Annotated in this window: 17 protein-coding genes and 1 tRNA gene; 10 read left to right on the top strand and 8 right to left on the bottom strand. The window is 57.4% G+C overall.

The window, feature by feature from the left end; all coding sequences use genetic code 11:
• Positions 1-113 precede the first annotated feature (113 nt).
• From glpK to ACLPGZ_RS02200, 4 genes are all read left to right on the top strand, one after another.
• Entirely contained in the window at positions 114-1,607 is a 1,494-nt protein-coding gene (glpK, locus tag ACLPGZ_RS02215) for a glycerol kinase GlpK (protein WP_239055284.1), read from the top strand.
• A 27-nt stretch (positions 1,608-1,634) separates the two neighbouring features.
• The gene (locus ACLPGZ_RS02210; protein ID WP_083053895.1) at positions 1,635-2,087 is read left to right on the top strand and encodes a TM2 domain-containing protein; all 453 of its coding nucleotides are present in this window, start codon (positions 1,635-1,637) and stop codon (positions 2,085-2,087) included.
• A 505-nt stretch (positions 2,088-2,592) separates the two neighbouring features.
• Positions 2,593-4,314: an arylsulfatase gene (locus tag ACLPGZ_RS02205; RefSeq protein WP_239055283.1), complete on the top strand. Its 1,722-nt coding sequence runs from the start codon at positions 2,593-2,595 to the stop codon at positions 4,312-4,314.
• Complete coding sequence (locus tag ACLPGZ_RS02200) at positions 4,301-5,410, top strand: formylglycine-generating enzyme family protein (protein ID WP_239055282.1); 1,110 nt, start codon at positions 4,301-4,303, stop codon at positions 5,408-5,410. The genes ACLPGZ_RS02205 and ACLPGZ_RS02200 overlap by 14 nt, the downstream gene beginning before the upstream one ends.
• Before the next feature lie 118 nt (positions 5,411-5,528).
• Here ACLPGZ_RS02200 and ACLPGZ_RS02195 read toward each other — a convergent pair whose 3' ends face one another.
• On the bottom strand, positions 5,529-7,229 hold the full coding sequence (locus ACLPGZ_RS02195; protein ID WP_035269000.1) for a SulP family inorganic anion transporter: 1,701 nt from the start codon (positions 7,227-7,229) through the stop codon (positions 5,529-5,531).
• Positions 7,230-7,584: 355 nt separating this feature from the next.
• Positions 7,585-9,906 carry a heavy metal translocating P-type ATPase gene (locus tag ACLPGZ_RS02190; protein ID WP_239055281.1) on the bottom strand — a complete coding sequence of 774 codons (2,322 nt, stop codon included), beginning with the start codon at positions 9,904-9,906 and terminating at the stop codon, positions 7,585-7,587.
• A gap of 78 nt (positions 9,907-9,984) precedes the next feature.
• Here ACLPGZ_RS02190 and cadR point away from each other — a divergent pair, with 78 nt between their 5' ends.
• Positions 9,985-10,416, top strand: a complete 432-nt coding sequence (gene cadR, locus ACLPGZ_RS02185; protein ID WP_021446839.1) for a Cd(II)/Pb(II)-responsive transcriptional regulator — start codon at positions 9,985-9,987, stop codon at positions 10,414-10,416.
• An 18-nt stretch (positions 10,417-10,434) separates the two neighbouring features.
• Here cadR and ACLPGZ_RS02180 read toward each other — a convergent pair whose 3' ends face one another.
• The 3 genes from ACLPGZ_RS02180 to ACLPGZ_RS02170 are packed head-to-tail and all read right to left on the bottom strand — an operon-like array spanning position 10,435 to position 11,600.
• Positions 10,435-10,845 (bottom strand): DUF6691 family protein, encoded by a 411-nt coding sequence (locus ACLPGZ_RS02180; RefSeq protein WP_009455401.1) that lies wholly within the window; start codon positions 10,843-10,845, stop codon positions 10,435-10,437.
• 10 nt (positions 10,846-10,855) lie between these two features.
• Positions 10,856-11,284 carry a YeeE/YedE family protein gene (locus tag ACLPGZ_RS02175; protein WP_239055678.1) on the bottom strand — a complete coding sequence of 143 codons (429 nt, stop codon included), beginning with the start codon at positions 11,282-11,284 and terminating at the stop codon, positions 10,856-10,858.
• Positions 11,274-11,600, bottom strand: coding sequence for an ArsR/SmtB family transcription factor (locus ACLPGZ_RS02170; protein WP_009456065.1), 327 nt, complete (start codon positions 11,598-11,600; stop codon positions 11,274-11,276). The genes ACLPGZ_RS02175 and ACLPGZ_RS02170 overlap by 11 nt, the downstream gene beginning before the upstream one ends.
• A 74-nt stretch (positions 11,601-11,674) precedes the next feature.
• Between ACLPGZ_RS02170 and ACLPGZ_RS02165 the strand changes: the two genes are divergently transcribed.
• Positions 11,675-12,541, top strand: a complete 867-nt coding sequence (locus ACLPGZ_RS02165) for an MBL fold metallo-hydrolase (RefSeq protein ID WP_239055280.1) — start codon at positions 11,675-11,677, stop codon at positions 12,539-12,541.
• Positions 12,542-12,658: 117 nt separating this feature from the next.
• Positions 12,659-13,039, top strand: coding sequence for a SirB2 family protein (locus ACLPGZ_RS02160; protein WP_060186835.1), 381 nt, complete (start codon positions 12,659-12,661; stop codon positions 13,037-13,039).
• A 231-nt stretch (positions 13,040-13,270) separates the two neighbouring features.
• Here the strand turns inward: ACLPGZ_RS02160 and ACLPGZ_RS02155 are convergent, their stop codons facing one another.
• Positions 13,271-14,326 carry a YeiH family protein gene (locus ACLPGZ_RS02155; protein ID WP_060186834.1) on the bottom strand — a complete coding sequence of 352 codons (1,056 nt, stop codon included), beginning with the start codon at positions 14,324-14,326 and terminating at the stop codon, positions 13,271-13,273.
• A gap of 100 nt (positions 14,327-14,426) precedes the next feature.
• On the opposite strand from ACLPGZ_RS02155, the gene ACLPGZ_RS02150 reads away from it, so the two are divergent.
• Together ACLPGZ_RS02150 and ACLPGZ_RS02145 are read left to right on the top strand one after the other, a co-directional pair.
• A complete protein-coding gene (locus tag ACLPGZ_RS02150) occupies positions 14,427-15,332 on the top strand; it encodes a LysR family transcriptional regulator (protein ID WP_035268980.1) in 906 nt (301 codons plus the stop codon).
• A 122-nt stretch (positions 15,333-15,454) separates the two neighbouring features.
• Positions 15,455-16,678, top strand: a complete 1,224-nt coding sequence (locus ACLPGZ_RS02145) for a DUF3734 domain-containing protein (protein ID WP_026484584.1) — start codon at positions 15,455-15,457, stop codon at positions 16,676-16,678.
• 18 nt (positions 16,679-16,696) lie between these two features.
• Here the strand turns inward: ACLPGZ_RS02145 and ACLPGZ_RS02140 are convergent, their stop codons facing one another.
• Positions 16,697-17,617 carry a DMT family transporter gene (locus tag ACLPGZ_RS02140; RefSeq protein ID WP_239055278.1) on the bottom strand — a complete coding sequence of 307 codons (921 nt, stop codon included), beginning with the start codon at positions 17,615-17,617 and terminating at the stop codon, positions 16,697-16,699.
• A gap of 330 nt (positions 17,618-17,947) precedes the next feature.
• On the opposite strand from ACLPGZ_RS02140, the gene ACLPGZ_RS02135 reads away from it, so the two are divergent.
• Positions 17,948-18,023 (top strand) — tRNA-Asn (locus ACLPGZ_RS02135).
• A 259-nt stretch (positions 18,024-18,282) separates the two neighbouring features.
• On the opposite strand, the gene ACLPGZ_RS02130 is transcribed toward ACLPGZ_RS02135, so the two are convergent.
• Positions 18,283-19,425, bottom strand: a complete 1,143-nt coding sequence (locus ACLPGZ_RS02130) for a porin (RefSeq protein WP_083053900.1) — start codon at positions 19,423-19,425, stop codon at positions 18,283-18,285.
• Positions 19,426-19,754: the final 329 nt, after the last annotated feature.

Genomic DNA, 19,754 nt, shown 5'->3' with positions numbered 1-19,754 from the left:
TTACCGTCCAGTGAAACTTGTTTGCTCGCGTATCAAGTCCCCTTCTGCGACCGGACACAGAGCACACAGAGCCAGTACACTGTGGTCTGCTCCGCTTTTACTGCCTCATTCGCATGACATTCATACTTGCTCTTGATCAGGGAACCTCCAGCTCGCGCAGCCTTGTGGTAGCGGCAGACGGCCGCATTCTGGCCAAGGCGCAGCAGGAAACTCAGCAATACTACCCGCGTACAGACTGGGTGGAGCATGATCCCCAGGAAATCCTGGACACCCAGTTCCGAACCGCCCGGCAAGCGATTGAGCAGGCAGGGCTGCGCCCTCAGGACATACACGCCATTGGCATTACCAATCAGCGTGAAACCACAGTGCTATGGGATCGGCAAACCGGGCAGGCCCTGCACAAGGCCATCGTCTGGCAAGACAGACGCGCCGAGGACTTCTGCGCCCAGTTGCGCGAACAAGGGCACGAAGCCACCATTACCGGCAAGACCGGCCTGCCTATTGATGCCTATTTTTCAGCCTCCAAGCTGCGTTGGCTGCTGGACTCCGTACCCGGCGCCCGTGAACGTGCAGCGCGTGGTGAACTGGCTTTCGGCACCATTGATAGCTGGCTGATCTGGCATTTAAGTGGCGGCCAAGTCCATGCCACCGATGTCAGCAATGCCTCACGCACTCTGCTCTACAACATTCATAGCCAGCAATGGGACGATGAATTGCTGGCCCTGTTCAACATCCCGGCCAGCGTCTTGCCCCAGGTACAGAGCTCCGCCTCCGAGTTTGGCCATTGCAGCCCCGAAATTCTGGGTAGCCCCATTCCCATTTGTGGTGTGGCGGGCGACCAACAAAGCGCCCTGTTCGGCCAGGCTTGCACAACACCCGGCATGGCCAAGAATACCTATGGCACAGGCTGCTTCCTGTTGATGCACTGTGGCTCGCAAGTCCCCCAATCCCATAACGGCCTGATCGCAACCAGCGCCGCCCATCACGGCGATGCTCCCGCCTATGCGCTGGAAGGCAGCGTCTTTATTGGGGGGGCGGTGGTCCAATGGCTGCGCGATGGTCTGGGCGCACTGGAACATAGCGCGCAAGTCGAAGAGCTGGCTCGTAGCGTGCCGGATGCACAAGGCGTACGACTGGTCCCTGCCTTCACCGGCCTGGGCGCCCCCTATTGGGATGCCCAAGCCCGCGGCACCATTACCGGCCTGACACGCGCCTCCACCATGGCCCACATCGCCCGCGCTGCTCTGGACAGCATTGCCTACCAAAGCGCCGCCGTGCTGCAAGCCATGAATCGGGATGTACAGGCCAACGGCGGCCCGGCCTTGCACGAGCTGCGTGTGGACGGTGGGGCCTGCGCCAATAATCTTCTGATGCAATTTCAAGCAGACTTGTTGGGCCTGCCTGTCGTGCGTCCCGTTACTATTGAGACGACCGCGCTGGGCGCCGCCTATCTGGCGGGCTTGGGCAGCGGTCTGTATTCAGGTCTGCCTGAGATTGCGGCGCTATGGCAATGCGACCGGGTTTTCGAGCCCATCATGTCGCGCGATGAAGCCCAAAACCTGATGCTCAGTTGGGAACAAGCCGTGCGTCAGGCACGCACTTATTGAACTTGCTGTTTTTTTGACGGAAACACCATGCTGCAAAAAATCATTCTGGGCATTGCCATCTTCCTGATCGTGATGTTGGGCCTGACCTTTGGCGAGGCCATTTTCCACTACATTTCCTCATACCTGGGATTCCTGTTCCATGACTTCATCGAATTGGTGCAGCAAGTTCAGCGCTACCTGACCGTGCATTGGGGCAAGGCACTGATCGCCTTGATCATTACCATCCCGCTGGTGATCTGGATTTCCAAGAACAAGAAAGACGAAATGTCCAAGCCCAACAGCCACCGCAAGATCGCGATTGTGCTGGCGATATTCCTGGGCTGGCTGGGCGTGCACCGCTTTTACCTGGGCCAGATCGGCATGGGCTTGTTATTCCTGGTGCTGTTTGCCATCTGGTCGCCGCTGGCCTATTTCCTGGCCTTGATCGACGCCTTGCGTTACGCCTTCATGGGCGACGACGAGTTCAAGCTGGCCCGTTAATTTCCAGACTGCTCACCAAAGCCCCACTTGCTGGGGCTTTTTTTATGGCTGCCCCCTTCACGCATGCCAGAAGCCTGGCTACGTCAAATAAACAGGCTCCACTCAGGGCGTTTTGTGGACTTATCAGGGAAAACCACAGCCCATGCCGCTTGCAAGCCTAGTTCCTTGATTTCCAATGCTTATATTAGCCACCATACCTTCCAGGTATGCACGCAAACCTTTTTAGTCTTGGAAATCCCCAAGCGGCTTCGTGTTCAATCGAATTGGGGGAGACACGCCAGCCTCTAAAAGACTGGCAGCGGCGGCTCAGATCAAAAGTGTGAGGCCATTGTTGCTGGCTCTGTCTACACATCCGTTACCCGATGGTTTTACGTATAAAAACCCATCAATACGCCCTATGGCACTCGCGTCCACGGCTTTATGTAGAGACACATCTCCGACTTGCATCGGAGGCCTGCAGACGACGAGGGTCACTACAAACATAACTAGATTGAGACACAAGAAAATGCGACGCACTAAAACTAGCTATTTACTGCGCAACTTGCTGGGCCTGGCTTTGGCCGCCTGCACGCTAAGCAGCCACGCAGCCACAGAGACACAACGCCCCAATATTTTGCTGATCGTGGCCGATGATCTGGGGTATTCAGACATTGGCGCATTTGGCGGGGAAATTTCCACCCCTAACCTGGATGCCCTGGTCAAAGACGGCGTAGCCCTGACTGACTTTTACGCTTCCCCTTTCTGTTCCCCGACCCGCGCCATGCTGATGTCCGGCGCGGACAACCATCAGGTGGGCTTTGGTGGCATGGCCGAACTGATGACGCCCCAGCAGCGCGCCCTGCCCGGCTACGAAGGCTTTCTAAGCGACCAGGCCCTGCCCTTCCCCCTGGTCCTGCAAGACAATGGCTACCGCACCTATATGGCGGGCAAGTGGCATCTGGGCGTGAAAGAGGAAGTCGCCCCACCCAATCGCGGCTTTGACCAGTCCTACGCCTTGATGCACGGCGGCGCCAGCCACTTTGACCAAAGCGGCATCATCACCTTTGATGCCAATAAAGCGCCGGTTGCCCTGTACCGCGAGAACGGCAAGGAAGTTCAATTGCCCAAGGACTTCTACTCCAGCGAGTTTTTTGCCTCGCGCCTGATGTCTTATATCGATGCGGACAAGCGCAAGGACCAGCCTTTCTTCGCCTACCTGGCCTTTACGGCTCCCCATTGGCCCTTGCACGCACCCGAGGAATACATACGCAAATATGAAGGCCGCTATGACGCAGGCTATGACGTGCTGCGTGAGGAACGTCTGGAACGCATGAAAAAGCTGGGTCTGGTGCCCCAGGATATGCAAGGCTATGTGGGCAATCCGGCCTGGCCACGCTGGAAAGAGCTGAGTCCTGAACAGCAACGTGTTGAAAGCAAACGTATGGCCGTCTACGCCGCGATGGTGGAAGCCATGGATGCACAGATTGGCCGTGTCATCGAGCACCTGAAGCAAACCGGCCAGTACGACAACACCGTCGTCATCTTCATGTCCGATAACGGTGCCGACGGCAATACCGTGCTGGATGAAGGTGAAACCCGCGCCTGGGCTCACAAGCATCGCGATAACAGCTATGAAAACACGGGCCGTCCCGGCTCCTTTGTGGAATACGGCCCAGGCTGGGCGCAAGTTGGCTCCACGCCCTTCAATCTGTACAAAGCCTTCATGTATGAAGGCGGTATCTCGGTGCCCAGCATCATGCGCGTACCCAGTGGCAAGCGTCAGGGCGAATTTGTGCGCGCTCCGGCCCATGTAACCGACATCGCCCCCACCATTCTGGCCTTGGCCCAGATCGAACAGCCCAAGGGCGAGTACCGCGGCCGCCAGGTCATCCCCATGCAAGGCAACTCCATGGTGGATGTGCTGACCGGTCACAGCGATCAGGTCCATGAAACCTTCCGCCAAGGCTGGGAGCTGAATGGCCGCCGCGCCATGCGCGTGGGTGACTGGAAAATCGTGTACGCCAATGCACCGTGGGGCAAAGACCGCTGGGAACTGTTCAATGTGGTCGAAGACCGCTCCGAGCTGAATGACCTGTCCGAAAAACATCCTGAAAAGCTGAAAGAGCTGATTGCCGAGTACGAGCAATATGCCAAGCGCAACGGGGTGGAGGATTTTGAAGGTCTGGCTTCGCGCCCTGGCTACAGCAACAGCCTGAACTACTACAAGGATCTGGATGAAGTCCTTTAAGCTCTCCCGAGCCAAGGCACTGCTGACGGTATGCGGGCTGCTGACAGCAGCCCCGCTGCCTGCAGCGGCAGACGGCTCAGATACCCTCCCTCCTCCGGTTCCGGCCCACGATTGCCAAGCCTATAACGGCATACCAACAGGCTTCGGCCCGGCCAGGCAAGGAGCCGCCAATCAGGCTGGTTTGGTCACCATTCCGGGGGGGCGCTTTCTGATGGGGTCCGACGAAGGCTATCCGGAAGAAAAGCCGGTACATCCCGTGGAGGTCCAGGCTTTTCAGATAGACCAGCACGAAGTCACCAATGCCCAATTCGCACAATTTGTGGCGGCCACAGGCTATGTCACCCAGGCGGAACGGGTGCCGGAATTTCCGCCGCATGTTCAGGTTCCCGAGCAGTATCGTCAGCCCGGATCTGCCGTCTTCACGCCACCGGCAGCAACGCATGATCACGATCACCACGATGGGCACGATCAACATGCCCCTCCCAGCAATTACAACTGGTGGGTATGGGTGCCGGGTGCCAACTGGCGGCATCCCGGTGGTCCCGATACCAATCTGAACGGCCGTGACAATCATCCCGTCGTCCATATCGCCTACGAGGATGCGCTGGCTTACGCCCGCTGGTTGGGACGCGATCTGCCCACCGAAGAGCAATGGGAGTTTGCAGCGCGCGGCGGACTGGAAGGCGCTACCTACCCTTGGGGCAATACGCCTGAAGTGCGCGGCCGCTTGATGGCCAACACCTGGCAAGGTAATTTCCCCGCCCAGAACCTGCTGCGCGATGGCTACGAAGGCACCGCCCCCGTAGGCTGCTTCCCGGCCAATAACTATGGCCTGTGGGATTCGGTCGGCAATGTCTGGGAATGGACACGCAGTGCATGGCAGCCCCAGCATCGCCCCCTAGCGCCCAAACCCCTTCTCGTGGCAGCAACGGATGCCAACGGAAATCCGACAACAGGCGTCATCAAGGGCGGCTCGTTTCTGTGTGCGGCGAACTTCTGCGTACGCTATCGCCCGGCTTCACGGCAACCCCAGGAAACCACCATGTCTACCCAGCATGTGGGCTTTCGTACGGTGCTTAATGAAATAAAAAACTAAGCTCAAAAGCCGGGCTCACCCTTGCCAAGCCCGGCACCAAACAACAATCCCCTCGCTTTTGACGAGGGGATTGTTCACTATCAAGTTCTTTCAGGGCAGACAAGCAAGGCATCAAGGCCTACGATGCCATTCCCGTTTCAGGCGTGGCCGTTTCTTTTTGCTTGACGGCCTGATGGTCCAGGGTCTCGCTGACGCTTTCCCACGCATTCTGCAAGCTATCAAAAACGCGATGCGCGTGAATCTGCTTGAACAGACCCATGCGAATCAGCTTGCGACCCACTTTCTCGTTCGCCTCGCACAGCGCCACCATGACATTGCGCTGTTCCAGCTCCGCCAAGGCAGTCTCCAAAGCCTGCATGGCCGTCGCATCCACAAAAGGCACGTAATTCAGGCGCAAGACCACGGCCCGAACCTGCTCCGGCACCGTCAGCAAGGAACGATTCACCGCTTCCACACTGGCAAAGAAGTACGGTCCTTCCAGAGTCAGCACCGAAATATCCTGCCGCAACTCCTGGCTGAAGGACAAATCCAGTGCCCGCTGTAAACGGCGGCCTTCCAAGGCCCGCACTTGCACCCCATCCGAGGTGCGTTTGAGCACATACAGCATGGCCAGAATCACCCCAATATTGACGGCCACGACCAGATCCGCAAATACCGTCAGGGCGAAAGTCACCCACAAAATGAACAAGTCAGCGGTAGGCATACGGCGCTGCAGGCGAAGGACCAGCTTGGCCTGACTCATATTCCAGGCCACCATGAACAGAATGGCCGCCAACACCGTCAGCGGGATATAAGCCGCCAGCGGGGCCAGCAACAGCAGAACCAGCACCAGGAAAATGACATGCACCACGCCGGCAATGGGGCTGTCACCGCCATTACGGATATTGGTAGCGGTACGGGCAATGGCCCCGGTAGCCGCAATCCCGCCAAACAAGGGCGAGAGCACGTTGGCAATCCCTTGGCCCACCAATTCCTGATTGGAGTCGTGACGGGTCCCTGTCATGGAGTCGGCCACGACAGCGGACAGCAAGGACTCGATCGCACCCAGCATGGCAATTGCAAACGCAGGCCCGATCAGCTCCACCACGCGAGTCAGCGTAATTTCCGGCCATTGAAACGACGGCAAACCACTGGGCAAGGCACCGAAGCTGGAGCCGATAGTGGCCACCGACTCAAAACGGAAAATCGCCTGGATAAGCGTGATGACCACCAGGGCCACCAGCGGTCCGGGCAAACGCGCCAGACTTGGGATCTTGGGCACGACAATCAGAATCGCTAGAGACAAAAGCCCCAGCAGCGTGGTTGCCCAATCCAGGGACGGCAGGTTCTGCAGCAAGAACCAGAGTTTCTCGTGAAAGTGCTGGCCCTCGACGACGGGAAGGCCAAAAAAGTCCCGCCATTGGCCCACCCAGATGATCACCCCGATACCGGCGGTAAAACCCACGATGACCGGATCGGGAATAAAGCGGATCACCGCTCCCAGGCGCAGCAGGCCCAGCAGCAGCAAGATCACCCCGGCCATCAGCGTGGCAATTTGCAGGCCCGCCACCCCATGTTGGGCCACCACCCCGGACAGGATGACAATGAAGGCCCCCGTCGGCCCGGCAATCTGCACCCGGCTGCCGCCAAATAAAGACACCGCCAAACCAGCAATAATGGCGGTATACAAACCCTGCTCGGGCTTGACCCCGGAGGCAATGGCGAAGGCCATAGCCAACGGCAAGGCCACCACCCCCACCACCAAACCAGCCAACAGGTTATTTAGCCAGTGTTTTCGCCCCAGGAGTCCGGCTCGACCCGCTTCCAGCAGTGCAATCATCGCGCGTCCTTGTCATGCCCAGCCTGCTCGACACAGATGAGAAACAAGCAGGGCCTCAACCCAAATGAAGCCTTAATGATACTACTGCGTGTCAAAAAAACTTCACGTTAGTGATGGGCTTATTTGATGCGGCATAAAAAGCCCCCCACGCTGCGCCTGCGGCTTGCGCTCCACCTCGCGGCCTGCATGCCGCTCGGATTCGCCTGGCACACAGCAGGCCGCAATGGACTACTGTGTGTCCAGGCTCATCCCCGAGGGGGCGCTTTTTACCGGGGGCGCCGAGCCTTGGGACGGCCCAGCGATAAAAAAAGCCCCACCTCAAAGAGGTGGGGCTCAGTGACAACGAACACGGAGTTCAAGGGTTGCGGGCGCGCAGCAAACGCAAACTGTTCAGCACCACCAGCAAGCTTGCACCCACGTCGGCAAACACGGCCATCCACATGGTGGCTTGTCCGGTCAGGGCCATCACCAGGAACACGGCCTTGATACCCAAAGCCAGGCTGATGTTCTGCCACAACACGGCATGCAAGGCTCGGGACTGACGCATCAGCAAGGCAATCTTGCCCAGATCATCGTCCATCAAGGCCACGTCAGCGGTCTCGATCGCAATGTCCGAACCCAAAGCTCCCATCGCGATACCCACATCGGCACGAGCCAGGGCGGGTGCATCATTGATGCCATCACCCACCATCGCCACCAAACCGTTACCCAGTTTTTCCTCGATACGGTCCAGCTTGTCCTGTGGCAGCAAACCACCTCGGAAATCCTTGATTCCGGCTTGCTGGGCGACATGACGCACGGCTTGCTCGTGGTCGCCCGAAAGCACTTCCACCTGAACACCCTGCGCTTGCAGATCGCGAATCGCCTGGCTGGTGGTGGGACGCAGCGTATCCATCATGGCGAACCAGGCCAGCAGACCGTGCTCGTCACCCAGATACACCATGGTGGCACCGCTCTCTACCGCTTGCTGCTCGGCCTGGCTGGACTCAGCCTTGTTCTGCCCCAGCACCCAGCTACGCTTGCCCAGACGCAATTGGCCAGTCGTGCCTTGTGCTTGCACACCATTACCCGCCAAAGCTTCGAATTGATCCAGGCGCACCAGACCCGATGCCACACGGCCACGGGCAATCGCTTGCGAGGCAGGATGATCCGAACGCTCGGCCAGAGCAACGGCCATGTTCAGCACTTCGCTATCTGACAGGCTTGGACGCAGGCTGCCATATTCGCTCAAGGAAGGCTCGCCCAAGGTCAGGGTGCCGGTCTTGTCCACGGCCAAGTACCGCAACTGACGAGCCCGCTCCAGATACACGCCACCTTTAATCAAAATACCGGCACGTGCGGCACTGGCCAGGGCACTGACTACGGCCACAGGCGTGGAAATCACCAGGGCGCAAGGGCAAGCAATCACCAGCAGAACCAGAGCACGGTACACGGACTCCGACCAGCTCACACCCCAGATCAAGGGCAAGGCCACAGCCATCAAGGCCGCTGCCACCACAACCAGCGGGGTGTAGATGCGAGAGAACTGGTCGACAAAGCGCTGAATCGGAGCCTTGTTGGCTTGGGCCTCCTGAACCGAACGTGTGATACGGGCCAGCAAGGTTTCATCATGCGCGGCCTGGACCTGATACACCAGTTCGCCCATGCCATTGATGGTGCCTGCAAAAACCTCGTCACCGGGCGCTTTGTCCACGGGGGCACTTTCACCCGTGATAGGAGCCTGGTTAACCGTGCTTAGCCCTTGCACAACTTTGCCATCCAGGCCAAAACGCTCGCCGGGGGCCACCCGTACTTGCCAGCCTGCCTGCACCTGATTGGCCGGTACACGCTGCCAATCCTTGCCATCGGCACTGACCAGCACTTCATCCGGAACCAGCTTGAGCAGGCTGTCCACCGCATTCCGTGCGCGGTCCAGGGAACGAGCCTCAATCCACTCAGCCAGGCTGAACAAGGACATCACCATGGCGGCTTCAGGCCATTGGGCCAGTAGCACCGCACCGGTAACGGCAATACTCATCAAGGCATTGATATTGAGCTGACCATTACGCAGCGCAATCCAGCCCTTCTTGTAGACCTGCACGCCGCCGGACAGAATCGCGGCCAGAGCCAGAACAATCACCAACCACTCGGGGGCCGCCAGCCAGTGGCTGATCTCGGCGGCCAAAGCCAGCACCACGGCACCAGCAATGCGAATCAGGCCTTGCTTGGGCGATACCTGCTTCACAGGCTCCTCATCAGCCATGCGGGGTTCAAAGCCCAGGCCGCGCAACGCGCCCAGCACCTTGTCACGGGCACCATCCACGTGGTCCACGGTCAAAACACGCTGCATCAGGTCAAAACCCAGGTTCTGTACCTGATCCAGCTTTTTCAGGCCGGAGCGAATCATGTTCTCTTCCGCCGGGCAGTCCATATCAGCAATATGCACGACCAGACGAGTGGAGGTACTGGCCGCCAAGGTCACCGATGGGCCAAATGCGGGTGCCGAGCAGCACGCCCCCTCGTGGGAGTGCGACGCTTGTTCTGCATGGCTGTGATCGTGATCATGGCTATGCTCGTGGCTGTGATCGCCCGCCGCATGGTCGTGATCATGACTATGGTCATGTACGTGCTCGGTCTGGCAGGCTGATGTTGTGCACTGCCCCACGCCGAGCTTTGATGTGTTGTTAGCTGATGTCATAGCAGTTCCTCGCTTCTTGCATGGGACCAGTAGAAAGCCTAAAGTAACTACAAGGTCAAGCCCTTTGGAGGCCAAGCAATGAAAATTGGTGAGTTGGCGGAAAAAAGCCACTGCAACACGGAAACCATCCGCTATTACGAGAAAGTTGGGCTGCTGCCCGAGCCGGAGCGCAGCGAGGGCAACTACCGCCTGTACCGCAGTATCCACCTGGAACGGCTACGTTTTATCCGCAACTGCCGCAGCCTGGATATGACGCACGAAGAAATTCGCGGCCTGCTGGCATTCATGGACGGCCCAGCGCAAGACTGCGCCCCGGTCAACGATTTGCTGGATGAACACATCGAGCATGTGGCCGTACGCATTGCCGAGCTGGAACACCTGCAAAAACAACTGATTGAACTGCGTCACCGCTGCGGACAGGCCGGTGGCCTGGAGCATTGCGGCATTTTGCAGGGATTGGTGAATATGGAGCCGGATCAAGTCCCGGCGCCCACAACCCATTTGGGCTAAGGCGGTGTGACGTGGTCCTTAGCCACGCACCCGCCCTGCCGCCCACATTCCGATCAGCATCGCGACCAGAAACAAAATAGCCAACGGTGCGCCCGACGCAGCCAGCACAATGGCCGGTCCAGGGCAGAAACCTGCCACACCCCAACCAGCGCCGAAAATCAAAGCACCCAACACCAAGGGACGGTCTATTTGACGCTGCTTGGGCAGATTCATGGGCTGGCCAGTCACAAAAGCACAAGGACGACGGCGGGCCAGACTGAACGGCACAATCGCCACCGCAATTGCCGCGGCCATTACCAAGGCCAAAGACGGGTCCCAGGCTCCGGCCAGATCCAGAAAAGCCAGCACCTTGCTGGGGTTGGCCAAGCCGGAAATCAATAAACCCAAGCCAAAAATCAGGCCGGAAACTAAAGCGATGAAATAATGCATGGCGGGCCCCTTAGATCAGATGACGCAAGACAAACACGGTCAGAAAGCCGCTGGCCATAAACGTCAGCGTTGCCACCAAAGAACGGGGCGACAAACGCGACAAACCACACACACCATGACCACTGGTGCACCCCGAACCCAAACGGGTTCCGAACCCCACCAGCAAACCGGCTACCACCACCCACACCCAGGGCTGCGGCTGCACGACAGGTACGGTTTCCCCGGCCAGGCGATACAGCCAGGGCGCCGCCGCCAGACCCAACAAGGCCATCCAGCGCCAGCCCTTGTCACCCGCCTCCCCGCTCCAGGTGCCCGACAGCAGGCCGGATATGCCAAACACCCGACCATTGAACAGCACCAGCACAGCGGCCGCCAAACCAATCAAGGCGCCGCCAAACAAGGCGCTCCACGGGGTAAAGGAACTCCAGTCAATTGCGATCATCAATGCCTCCTGGGGCACAAAAAATTCCATATAAAGTTTGCATGACAGCCAGCACCGCCGGGTTTTCCAGGCGGTAATAGACGTATTTGCCCTCTTTGCGGCTGGCAATCAGCTCTTCGCGCCGCAAAACCGTCAATTGCTGGGATAAAGTAGGTTGTGAAATTCCACTGCGCTGCGCCAGCTCCCCCACATTGCATTCGCCCTGCACCAAAGTGCACAGAATCATCAGGCGGTCGGGGTTGGCCAGGCTGCCCAGCAAACTGCTGGCTCGGCCCGCTACCTGTCGCAGGGCTTCCAGTTCGGTTTGATTCATAACGTTCTACAAAAATACAATATATATTATTATATAATATCTTTTCATATTTTATAAGCAACAAGAGGTCTGACATGCTCCAAGCCCAGGTCGCCAGCTTCTTTCATACGGACACGTCCACGTTCACCTACGTGGTTTATGCCGAAGGTCAACGCGAATGCGCCATCATTGACTCGGTGCTGGACTACGACGCCGCCTCCGGCCGCAGCAGCACCGTGTCTGCCCAGAAGGTCGTGGACTTTGTGCGCCAGCATCAGCTGGAGGTGCAATGGATTCTGGAAACCCATGCCCATGCCGACCACCTGTCCGCTGCGGTCTGGCTGCAAGAACAGGTGGGCGGGAAAATAGCCATTGGCGAACACATCAAGCAAGTGCAGTCCACGTTCAGCCGCATCTTTAATATAGAGGCCGAAATACAGGCCAACGGCACACCCTTCGATACGCTGTTCAAGGATCAGGAACCGTTCCAGATCGGCGCCATTCAGGTGCAGGCTCTGCACGTGCCCGGTCATACACCGGCAGATATGGCCTATCACGTTCAAGGTCTGGGCGTATTTGTGGGCGACACCTTGTTCCTGCCCGATGTCGGTACCGCCCGTTGCGACTTTCCGGGTGGCAGCGCCAGCCAGCTTTATGAATCCATCCAGCGCCTGCTGGCCCTGCCCGCAGATACGGTCTTGTTCATGTGCCACGATTATCCGCCTGAAGGACGGGAGCCCCAGTTCCACTGCACGGTTCAGGAGCAGAAGGACAGCAACATCCACGTACACGACGGCATCAGCCAGAAACAGTTTTGCGAGCGCCGCCACGCACGCGATAAAACCCTGAGCATGCCGCGTCTGATCCTGCCTTCCATTCAAGTCAATATCCGCGCCGGACACTTTCCCGAACCAGAAAGCAATGGTCAGATCTATCTGAAACTGCCCGTCAATCTGCTTTGAATACGACTGTTTTTTGCGTCCGGGCAGACACAGGCTCGGACGTAGAAAAACTTTTAAGGCTCAGCCTGCGTATACTGCCCTTTTCTGCACCCTGAACTTCAGAAGGAAATAACAGGCATGACTTACGTGGCCATCAAACACTTGCACATGACAGCCGCCGGGCTGAGCATTTTGTTTTTCATTATTCGGGCCTTTTGGTCAGTCAGCGGATCATCCTGTTTGCAGAATCGCTTTGTGCGCATTGCCCCGCATGTCATCGATACCGTCTTGCTGGTCTGTGGTCTGGCGCTGGCTGGCATGTTGGGCGCAGCCGCCAACCAGCCCTGGCTGCTGACCAAGATTGTGCTGCTGGTGGTCTACATCGTGGTAGGCAGCTATGCCATCAAGCGCGGTAAAACCGCCTTTAGCCGCGGCGTGGCAGCCCTGATTGCGATTGCCATCTTTGCCTATATCGTAGGCGTGGCGCTGAATCGCAGCCCGGCGTCCTGGTTCGTCTGAACCAGTAGCCCACATACAAAAAAAGCCCCCACGCTACGCCTTTGGCTTGCTGCCCCCCGAGGGGGAGCTTTTTGTCTTGGGACGGCCCGGCGACAAAAAAAGCCCCCACGCTACGCCTTCGGCTTGCTGCCCCCCCGAGGGGGAGTTTTTGTCTTGGGACGGCCCGGCGACAAAAAAGCCCCTGTCAGTGAAAGTTACCTTCCACTGACAGGGGCTTTTTACATACCTGTCTTACCAGACACCTATCCAACGCTGTACCAGCAAACTGCTGACCGCCACCGCGATCCAGACTCCCAAGCCCAGCAAGGCAGGCCGCACGCCAGCTCGGGCCATCACACGCAAGTCCGAAGACAAACCGATAGCTGCCAGGGCCAGCACCATCAGGAACTCAGCCAGAAAACGCAGGGGTTCCAGCCACTCCACCGGCACCCAACCCAGCGAGCGCAGAGCCGAGGCCACCATGAACCAGACGATGAACCAGGGGAACACACGCATCAAGTCAAAGTCCCGACCAGCCTGACGCGAACGCCACACTTCCAGACCCGCCAGAATCAGGCAAATCGGGATGATCAAGGTTGCCCGAGTCAGCTTGACGATAGTGGCGTGGTCACCCGCCTGACGGCTGTAGCTATAGCCTGCTGCCACTACCGAAGACGTATCGTTGATGGCGGTTCCCGCCCACACCCCAAAACCTGCGTCCGACATATTCATCATGTGACCGGCTAAGGGGAAAATCAGCACAGCCACAATATTGAAGATAAAGATGGTGGAAATCGCCAATGCGGTTTCATGCTCCTCAGGTTTCAGAATGGGCGTGACCGCTGCAATGGCCGAGCCACCACAAATCGCCGTCCCCACCCCAATCAAGGTGCGCAGCTTGGAAGGAATCCCCAAGGCTCGGCCAAGCACCAGCGCCGTCACAAACGCCACCGTCAAGGTCACCAGGGTCACCGCCAGCGAATCCATACCGGTACGCATCACTTGCGGCAGGCTCAAACCAAAACCCAGACCAATAATCGACCACTGCAACAACACCTTGGACGAAAAGCGCAAACCGGGCTGAAACACCGTAGCCACGCCCATGCTGTTACGCAGTACCATGCCCAAGACAATCGCAAAAACCGGACCGCCAATCAAAGGCCACACTTTGCCCAGGCCCATAGCGGCCACACCCACGGCCACCGCCAGTAAAAAACCCCACCAACGCGACGGCTTCAGAGAGAAACCCGATTTGCCCTGTGCCTTCAGGGTCGTGCTTCCTGCTGGTAAATCGGTCACACTGCTCATCTCGTCATTCCAGATATGTAATAAGTAAAAGTAATTTTAGGTTGACCCCGAGTATTAAAAAATTCATTATTACTTATCGTAAGTATCAATTTTATTTATCATGAATGCGATCAGCATCAGACAACTGGAAGTGTTCGTAGGCATTGCCACCTTGGGCACCGTGCGTGCTTGCGCAGCCCAGATTCACTTGTCCCAACCCGCCGCCAGCATGGCCTTGGCCGAACTGGAAAAGCAGCTGGACTGTCCCCTGTTTGAACGCACGCCGGGGCGCATGCAACTGACCAGCCGCGGCAAGCAATTGCTGCCGCACGCTCGCGAAATTCTGGAGCGCCTGCGGGAGATGCAAAGCCAGCAGGAAGAAAGCGAGTTGCGTGGTGAAATCCGCATCGGGGCCAGCAATACCGTCGGCAACTATCTGATTGGGGATCTGGTGGGGCAGTTTGTGCGCCAGCACCCGCGCGTGTCCCTGCATGTGTCCGTGGACAACACGGCCAACATCATCAATCAATTGCTGGAACATGGCTGCGACATTGCCTGCGTGGAAGGCCCGGTCAATCACCCTCAGTTGGAAACCTGGATCTGGCGCGAAGATGCGCTGGTCGTCTGCGCCGCCCCCGATCACCCGCTGGCTACCAAGGCCACCTTGGAAAAACAGGACTTTGCGGGCATGAGCTGGATCATGCGCGAACGTGGCTCGGCCTCCCGAGCGCTGACCGAACAAGCCTTGAATGTGCTGCCCGGCGGCCATGTGCTGATGGAGCTGGGTCAGGTAGAAGCCATCAAACAGGCGGTCATCGCCGGACTGGGCTTGGCTTGCCTGCCACAGGCAGCTACCCTGGATGCTGTTGCCAATCAGCGACTACGCATCCTGGACACCCCTTTTCTGGATTTGAAGCGCCGCCTGTCCCTGGTCCTGCATAAAGAACGCTACCGTAGCCAGGTGTTAAGCGCTTTTGCGGAACATGTACACAGCCCGGAGTCCGGTTCAAGCGCATCGGAAACTTGACGCAAGTTTGCATTCTGATGATGGTTGACACCCGCAGCAATGCTATTCTTGCTGCAGTGCAGCACAAACAGAAGGGACCATAAGTCCCGCTCTCCTGCCCACCTCTTGAACCGAGTGATGCCATGAACACTGTTCCTACGCCACAAGCGCAAGATGTCCCCGCTTTTGCCCGCCCCTCTTATTTGCCACCCTACGAAACGGTAGCCCTGGTATTGCAAGGCGGCGGCGCTTTGGGAGCCTATCAAGCCGGTGTATATGAAGGTTTGCTGGAAGCAGGAATCGAGCCAGACTGTTTATCCGGGATTTCAATTGGGGCCTTGAACACCGCGATTATTGCGGGCAATCCCCCCGAGCGGCAGGTAGAACGCCTGCGGGAGTTCTGGAATACCATTTGCGAGCCCTACTATGGCTGGTCCAGCCCAGCCTGCCTGGAGCGTGCCCTCTTTGGTATCAACGATGTCATGCGTGAGGCCATCAGCGCCTTCAATGCCAGCAACGCCCTGGTCTTGGGACAGCGTGGCTTTTTCCGCCCCCGTTTCCCCCCTCCAATGCAAGCCACACCGGGCGTGCCCGAAGGTGCCAGCTATTACGACACCAGCGCCCTGAAAGACACGCTGGAACGTTTATGTGACTTTGATCGCATCAACGACAAGCGTCAGCGCATCTCGGTAGGTGCGGTCAATGTAGGCACGGGCAACTTTGTTTACTTTGACAACCATCGCACCACCTTGCGAGCCGAACACTTCATGGCCTCGGGTGCCCTGCCTCCGGCTTTTGCCCCCGTGGAAATTGATGGTCAGTATTACTGGGACGGCGGTCTGGTTTCCAATACGCCGCTCTCTTATGTGCTGGATCAGTCACCCCGCCGGGACACTCTGGTTTTTCAAGTGGACTTGTGGAGTGCGCGTGGCCCGGTACCCAACAATATGGGTGAAGTCAGCGACCGCTTGAACGAGATCCGCTACTCCAGCCGTACCCGTATGGTGACCGAGGACATGCGTCATTCGCAGTACATGCGTCATATCCTGTCAGAGCTGCTCACCCTGATCCCCGAAGATCAACGCAAAGACCTGTTGCCGTGCCGCCTGGCCGAAGAGCTGGCCAGCAACAAGCGCTACAACGTGGTGCACCTGATTTACCGCAACCAGCCCTACGAGCAGCACTACAAGGACTATCAGTTTGGTCGCATGACCATGCGCGAGCACTGGCGTAGCGGTCTGGATGATATTCGCCAGACGCTGATCCATCGAGACAAGCTAAACATGCCGGAGAACCTGGCCGGCTTCACCACCTACGACGTGCACCGCGACGAAATCGAAAAACGGCTGGCCAACAACGGCAAGTAAGCCAGCCTGTGCCGGGACTTAGCGGCGGCTCAAGACCATCGCACCGCTAAGTACAAAGGCCGTACCCAGTAATTGCATGAGCGTAATCGGTTCCCCCAGAAACCAGTTCGCCAGAAACAGAACCGAAACTGGGCCAATCAGCCCCATTTGAGCACTCATGGGCGCGCCTATTCGCTCCACCGCCCACATAGTCATAAAGGTCGGCAAAACCGTATTGCAGACGGCGTGAATCATGGACAGGCCATAGACCGGCGCAGGCTGCACCAGCCCCTGCCAGCCCAGCACGGCAAAAAAGTGAATCAGGGTGTAGACCGCCGAGAAGGACATGGCATAAGCCACCAGCCGTGTAGAACCAATGGCCTTGAGCAGCTCGCCCGAACCAATCAGGTAGATGGCATAGGAAATGGCTGAACCCAACACGCAAAGCGCACCCAGCAGCACATCATCGCCGGTCAGGCTCAAGTCCTGCACAAAGACCAGCCCTACCCCTAAATAGGCCAGCGCCAGAGCCAGCCATTGTTTGGGCAGAATGCGTCGTTTCAGAAAGATGGCGGAGAACATCAGCACAAAGGTAGGCGACAAAAACAGAATCAGCCGCTCCAGCCCTGCCGAAATATATTCAAGGCCGATAAAGTCCAGCAAACTGGCCAGGTAATAGCCCAGAAAGCCCAGCACCACCAGCTCCAGCTTCTGACGACCAGTCAGTGCGGCCAGCTTACCCTGCCGTACTTTCTTCACTTGCCAAAGGGCAATAGCCAGAAAGAAAGGCAGCGACAAGAGCATTCGAAAGCCAATAACGGTCAAGGCGTTGGCATCGTATTGGTAGGTCAGCTTGGCAACCACCGCTTTGGCGGAAAAAAGAATAGAGCCGCCCCCCGACAGGGCCAGTCCAATTAAAAAGGAACTGCGCTGTGCACTGGAGCTTTGACTAGCTTGCATGGGAATTCATCACTTTGCAGGGCGACACCGTCAGCACAAGAGCTGCTGGCCCCAGCGAAAAAAAGAGTCAACAAGCCGTCGATTCTACTCTTTGCTTCTGGCAGCGGCCACGTTGACCCTGCCAATATTGCAGCCAATGGCCCACTAGAGTGCACGAGTCTCCAAAACCGAATATCGCGAATGACACGATGTCGAGCCAACTCCCCAATAAAGACAAGGACTTAGCCTGCCCGCCCGTGAGAACAGCACCAACATGCCAAAACTTTTGTGCTGCCCCTCCATGAAAACTTGCACATTTCGCAAAATACATGCTATATTCTTTTTCTCTGGTCCCCGATAGCTCAGTCGGTAGAGCGACGGACTGTTAATCCGCAGGTCCCAGGTTCGAGCCCTGGTCGGGGAGCCAAGAAAACCATTGAAATCAGCCCATAGCATTTGCTTTGGGCTGATTTTTTTTGTCCCTGCAAAACGCGTCTGTCCGATAACGACGCAGCGACGCCATTAACATTTGGACAAACAAAATCCTTCAGCCAAAAGACAGCGGGACTGCATGTTGATGCAGCCCCGCTGTGGCTCTTTTCCCCTGACCTAGCCCCTGCCCGGGACGATGCCGCCGCTGCTAACGCACTACGTCGACCCGGAGCTGGCAGAATCAGTCAGAAAGATCAGAAACGGTGCGTGATACCGACCGTGGCAACCGTGCTCTTCAGATCGCTGTAGTAGCCGATATTGCGAGCGTAGGAGCCAATCGCGTACAGATTGGTGCGCTTGGACAGGTTGTGCAGGTAGCCAGCGCTAAATACGTGCTGGGTCTTGGCATCATCAGTACTGCGTGGAGTCGAGCGTGGATCAGCCATGGTCCAGGAAGCCAGAACCGAGCCGGCCTTGCCTGCAGGAACTGTCACGCCCAGCGCGTAGGAATTGACCTTCAGGTCTTTATGCAGGCCAGGACCAAACTGTTCGGTTTGCAGCGAGCCACCGATGTAACCATTACGGCTCTGTCCAAAAGCAGCGTGCAAGGTAGCAAAGCTGAATTTGTAGCTGGCAGCCAGGTTCCAGGCGCTGACATTGCCGCTTTCAGCCGCAACCAGGTTGCCGCCTTGCTCACGAGCCGAACCATAACGGGCCTGGTCAAAGCTCAAGGCCGCTTTCAAAGGACCATTGGTGTAACGCATGGCCACGCTAAAGGCTTTCACGTTAGCGTCGTCGCTGTTGATGGCATTGCCAGTCAAACCGCTACGATCCCACTTTTGTGCGCCGTTGGTGTTGAAAGAATAGCCAGCACCGAACTGGAAGCCGGAGAACTCGGGGCTCTGGTAGGCGACCATATTGTCATAACGAACCGTGTTAGCCGCATCAAATGCAGCACCCACGCCGTACTGGTAGCCGTTGCCACCAAAGGGACTGGCTACACCGGCAACGTACAGGGAAGTCACAGTGGTTTGACGACCCAGATCCACACGACCCCAGGATTCGCCGCTCAGGCCCAAGGTGGCTTGACGACCAAACAAGCGATTCTGGCGCATCTTGCCATCGCTCAGATCAAAGCCGCTTTCCAGCATGAAGTTGGCTTTCAGACCGCCACCCAGATCTTCACTGCCCATCAGGCCCCAGCGGTTACCCATCCAGCCCTGGTCGTACAGACCAAAACGGCTTTGTTTTTCTGCGCCGCCTTTCAGGTCGCTCCCTTTCCACTGCTCGTAGCCCAGGCCTGTATCCACCACGCCGTACAAGGTCACGTTCGATGCGGCGTATGCGGGAACCGCCAACACAGGCATCAACATGGCTGCCAAGATAGTTTTTTTCATGTTCTCTGTTCTCTGTAAACGTCTGAATGCCGGATTTCTTATCGTTGTCCGGCTCTTGATCAAGTGCTGGGTCCCACCGCCTGAAAAGCTGATTTCCCGACGCCAATCCCCTGCACCCCCTCCTATTTCTTGAAGCAAAACTGCTCAACAGATCAGCCCTGAAACAGGGATGAAAGGGGCTTGATAGTTGAGGCACATATACTGCAAGCATTTATATTGCAGACATAAACAATATTGGTGTCAATAAACCGAATCCAGCGTGTTTACTGGGTTTCATACGCATTTTCCCTAGTTCTTCACCTACAGAGAATTCAGCAAAAAATGGGATA

Source organism: Alcaligenes sp. Me129 (genome assembly GCF_050487245.1).
Taxonomy (GTDB): domain Bacteria; phylum Pseudomonadota; class Gammaproteobacteria; order Burkholderiales; family Burkholderiaceae_B; genus Alcaligenes; species Alcaligenes phenolicus.
Note: the sequence above shows the minus strand (reverse complement) of the source record. Positions and strands in the feature narration are given on the sequence as shown.

What these genes read in the sequence shown, in the direction of transcription:
- glpK (WP_239055284.1), top strand. Translation starts at nt 114, where the DNA reads ATGACATTCATACTTGCTCTTGATCAGGGAACCTCCAGCTCGCGCAGC.
- ACLPGZ_RS02210 (WP_083053895.1), top strand. Translation starts at nt 1,635, where the DNA reads ATGCTGCAAAAAATCATTCTGGGCATTGCCATCTTCCTGATCGTGATG.
- ACLPGZ_RS02205 (WP_239055283.1), top strand. Translation starts at nt 2,593, where the DNA reads ATGCGACGCACTAAAACTAGCTATTTACTGCGCAACTTGCTGGGCCTG.
- ACLPGZ_RS02200 (WP_239055282.1), top strand. Translation starts at nt 4,301, where the DNA reads ATGAAGTCCTTTAAGCTCTCCCGAGCCAAGGCACTGCTGACGGTATGC.
- ACLPGZ_RS02195 (WP_035269000.1), bottom strand. Translation starts at nt 7,229, where the DNA reads ATGATTGCACTGCTGGAAGCGGGTCGAGCCGGACTCCTGGGGCGAAAA.
- ACLPGZ_RS02190 (WP_239055281.1), bottom strand. Translation starts at nt 9,906, where the DNA reads ATGACATCAGCTAACAACACATCAAAGCTCGGCGTGGGGCAGTGCACA.
- cadR (WP_021446839.1), top strand. Translation starts at nt 9,985, where the DNA reads ATGAAAATTGGTGAGTTGGCGGAAAAAAGCCACTGCAACACGGAAACC.
- ACLPGZ_RS02180 (WP_009455401.1), bottom strand. Translation starts at nt 10,845, where the DNA reads ATGCATTATTTCATCGCTTTAGTTTCCGGCCTGATTTTTGGCTTGGGT.
- ACLPGZ_RS02170 (WP_009456065.1), bottom strand. Translation starts at nt 11,600, where the DNA reads ATGAATCAAACCGAACTGGAAGCCCTGCGACAGGTAGCGGGCCGAGCC.
- ACLPGZ_RS02165 (WP_239055280.1), top strand. Translation starts at nt 11,675, where the DNA reads ATGCTCCAAGCCCAGGTCGCCAGCTTCTTTCATACGGACACGTCCACG.
- ACLPGZ_RS02160 (WP_060186835.1), top strand. Translation starts at nt 12,659, where the DNA reads ATGACTTACGTGGCCATCAAACACTTGCACATGACAGCCGCCGGGCTG.
- ACLPGZ_RS02155 (WP_060186834.1), bottom strand. Translation starts at nt 14,326, where the DNA reads ATGAGCAGTGTGACCGATTTACCAGCAGGAAGCACGACCCTGAAGGCA.
- ACLPGZ_RS02150 (WP_035268980.1), top strand. Translation starts at nt 14,427, where the DNA reads ATGAATGCGATCAGCATCAGACAACTGGAAGTGTTCGTAGGCATTGCC.
- ACLPGZ_RS02145 (WP_026484584.1), top strand. Translation starts at nt 15,455, where the DNA reads ATGAACACTGTTCCTACGCCACAAGCGCAAGATGTCCCCGCTTTTGCC.
- ACLPGZ_RS02140 (WP_239055278.1), bottom strand. Translation starts at nt 17,617, where the DNA reads ATGCAAGCTAGTCAAAGCTCCAGTGCACAGCGCAGTTCCTTTTTAATT.
- ACLPGZ_RS02130 (WP_083053900.1), bottom strand. Translation starts at nt 19,425, where the DNA reads ATGAAAAAAACTATCTTGGCAGCCATGTTGATGCCTGTGTTGGCGGTT.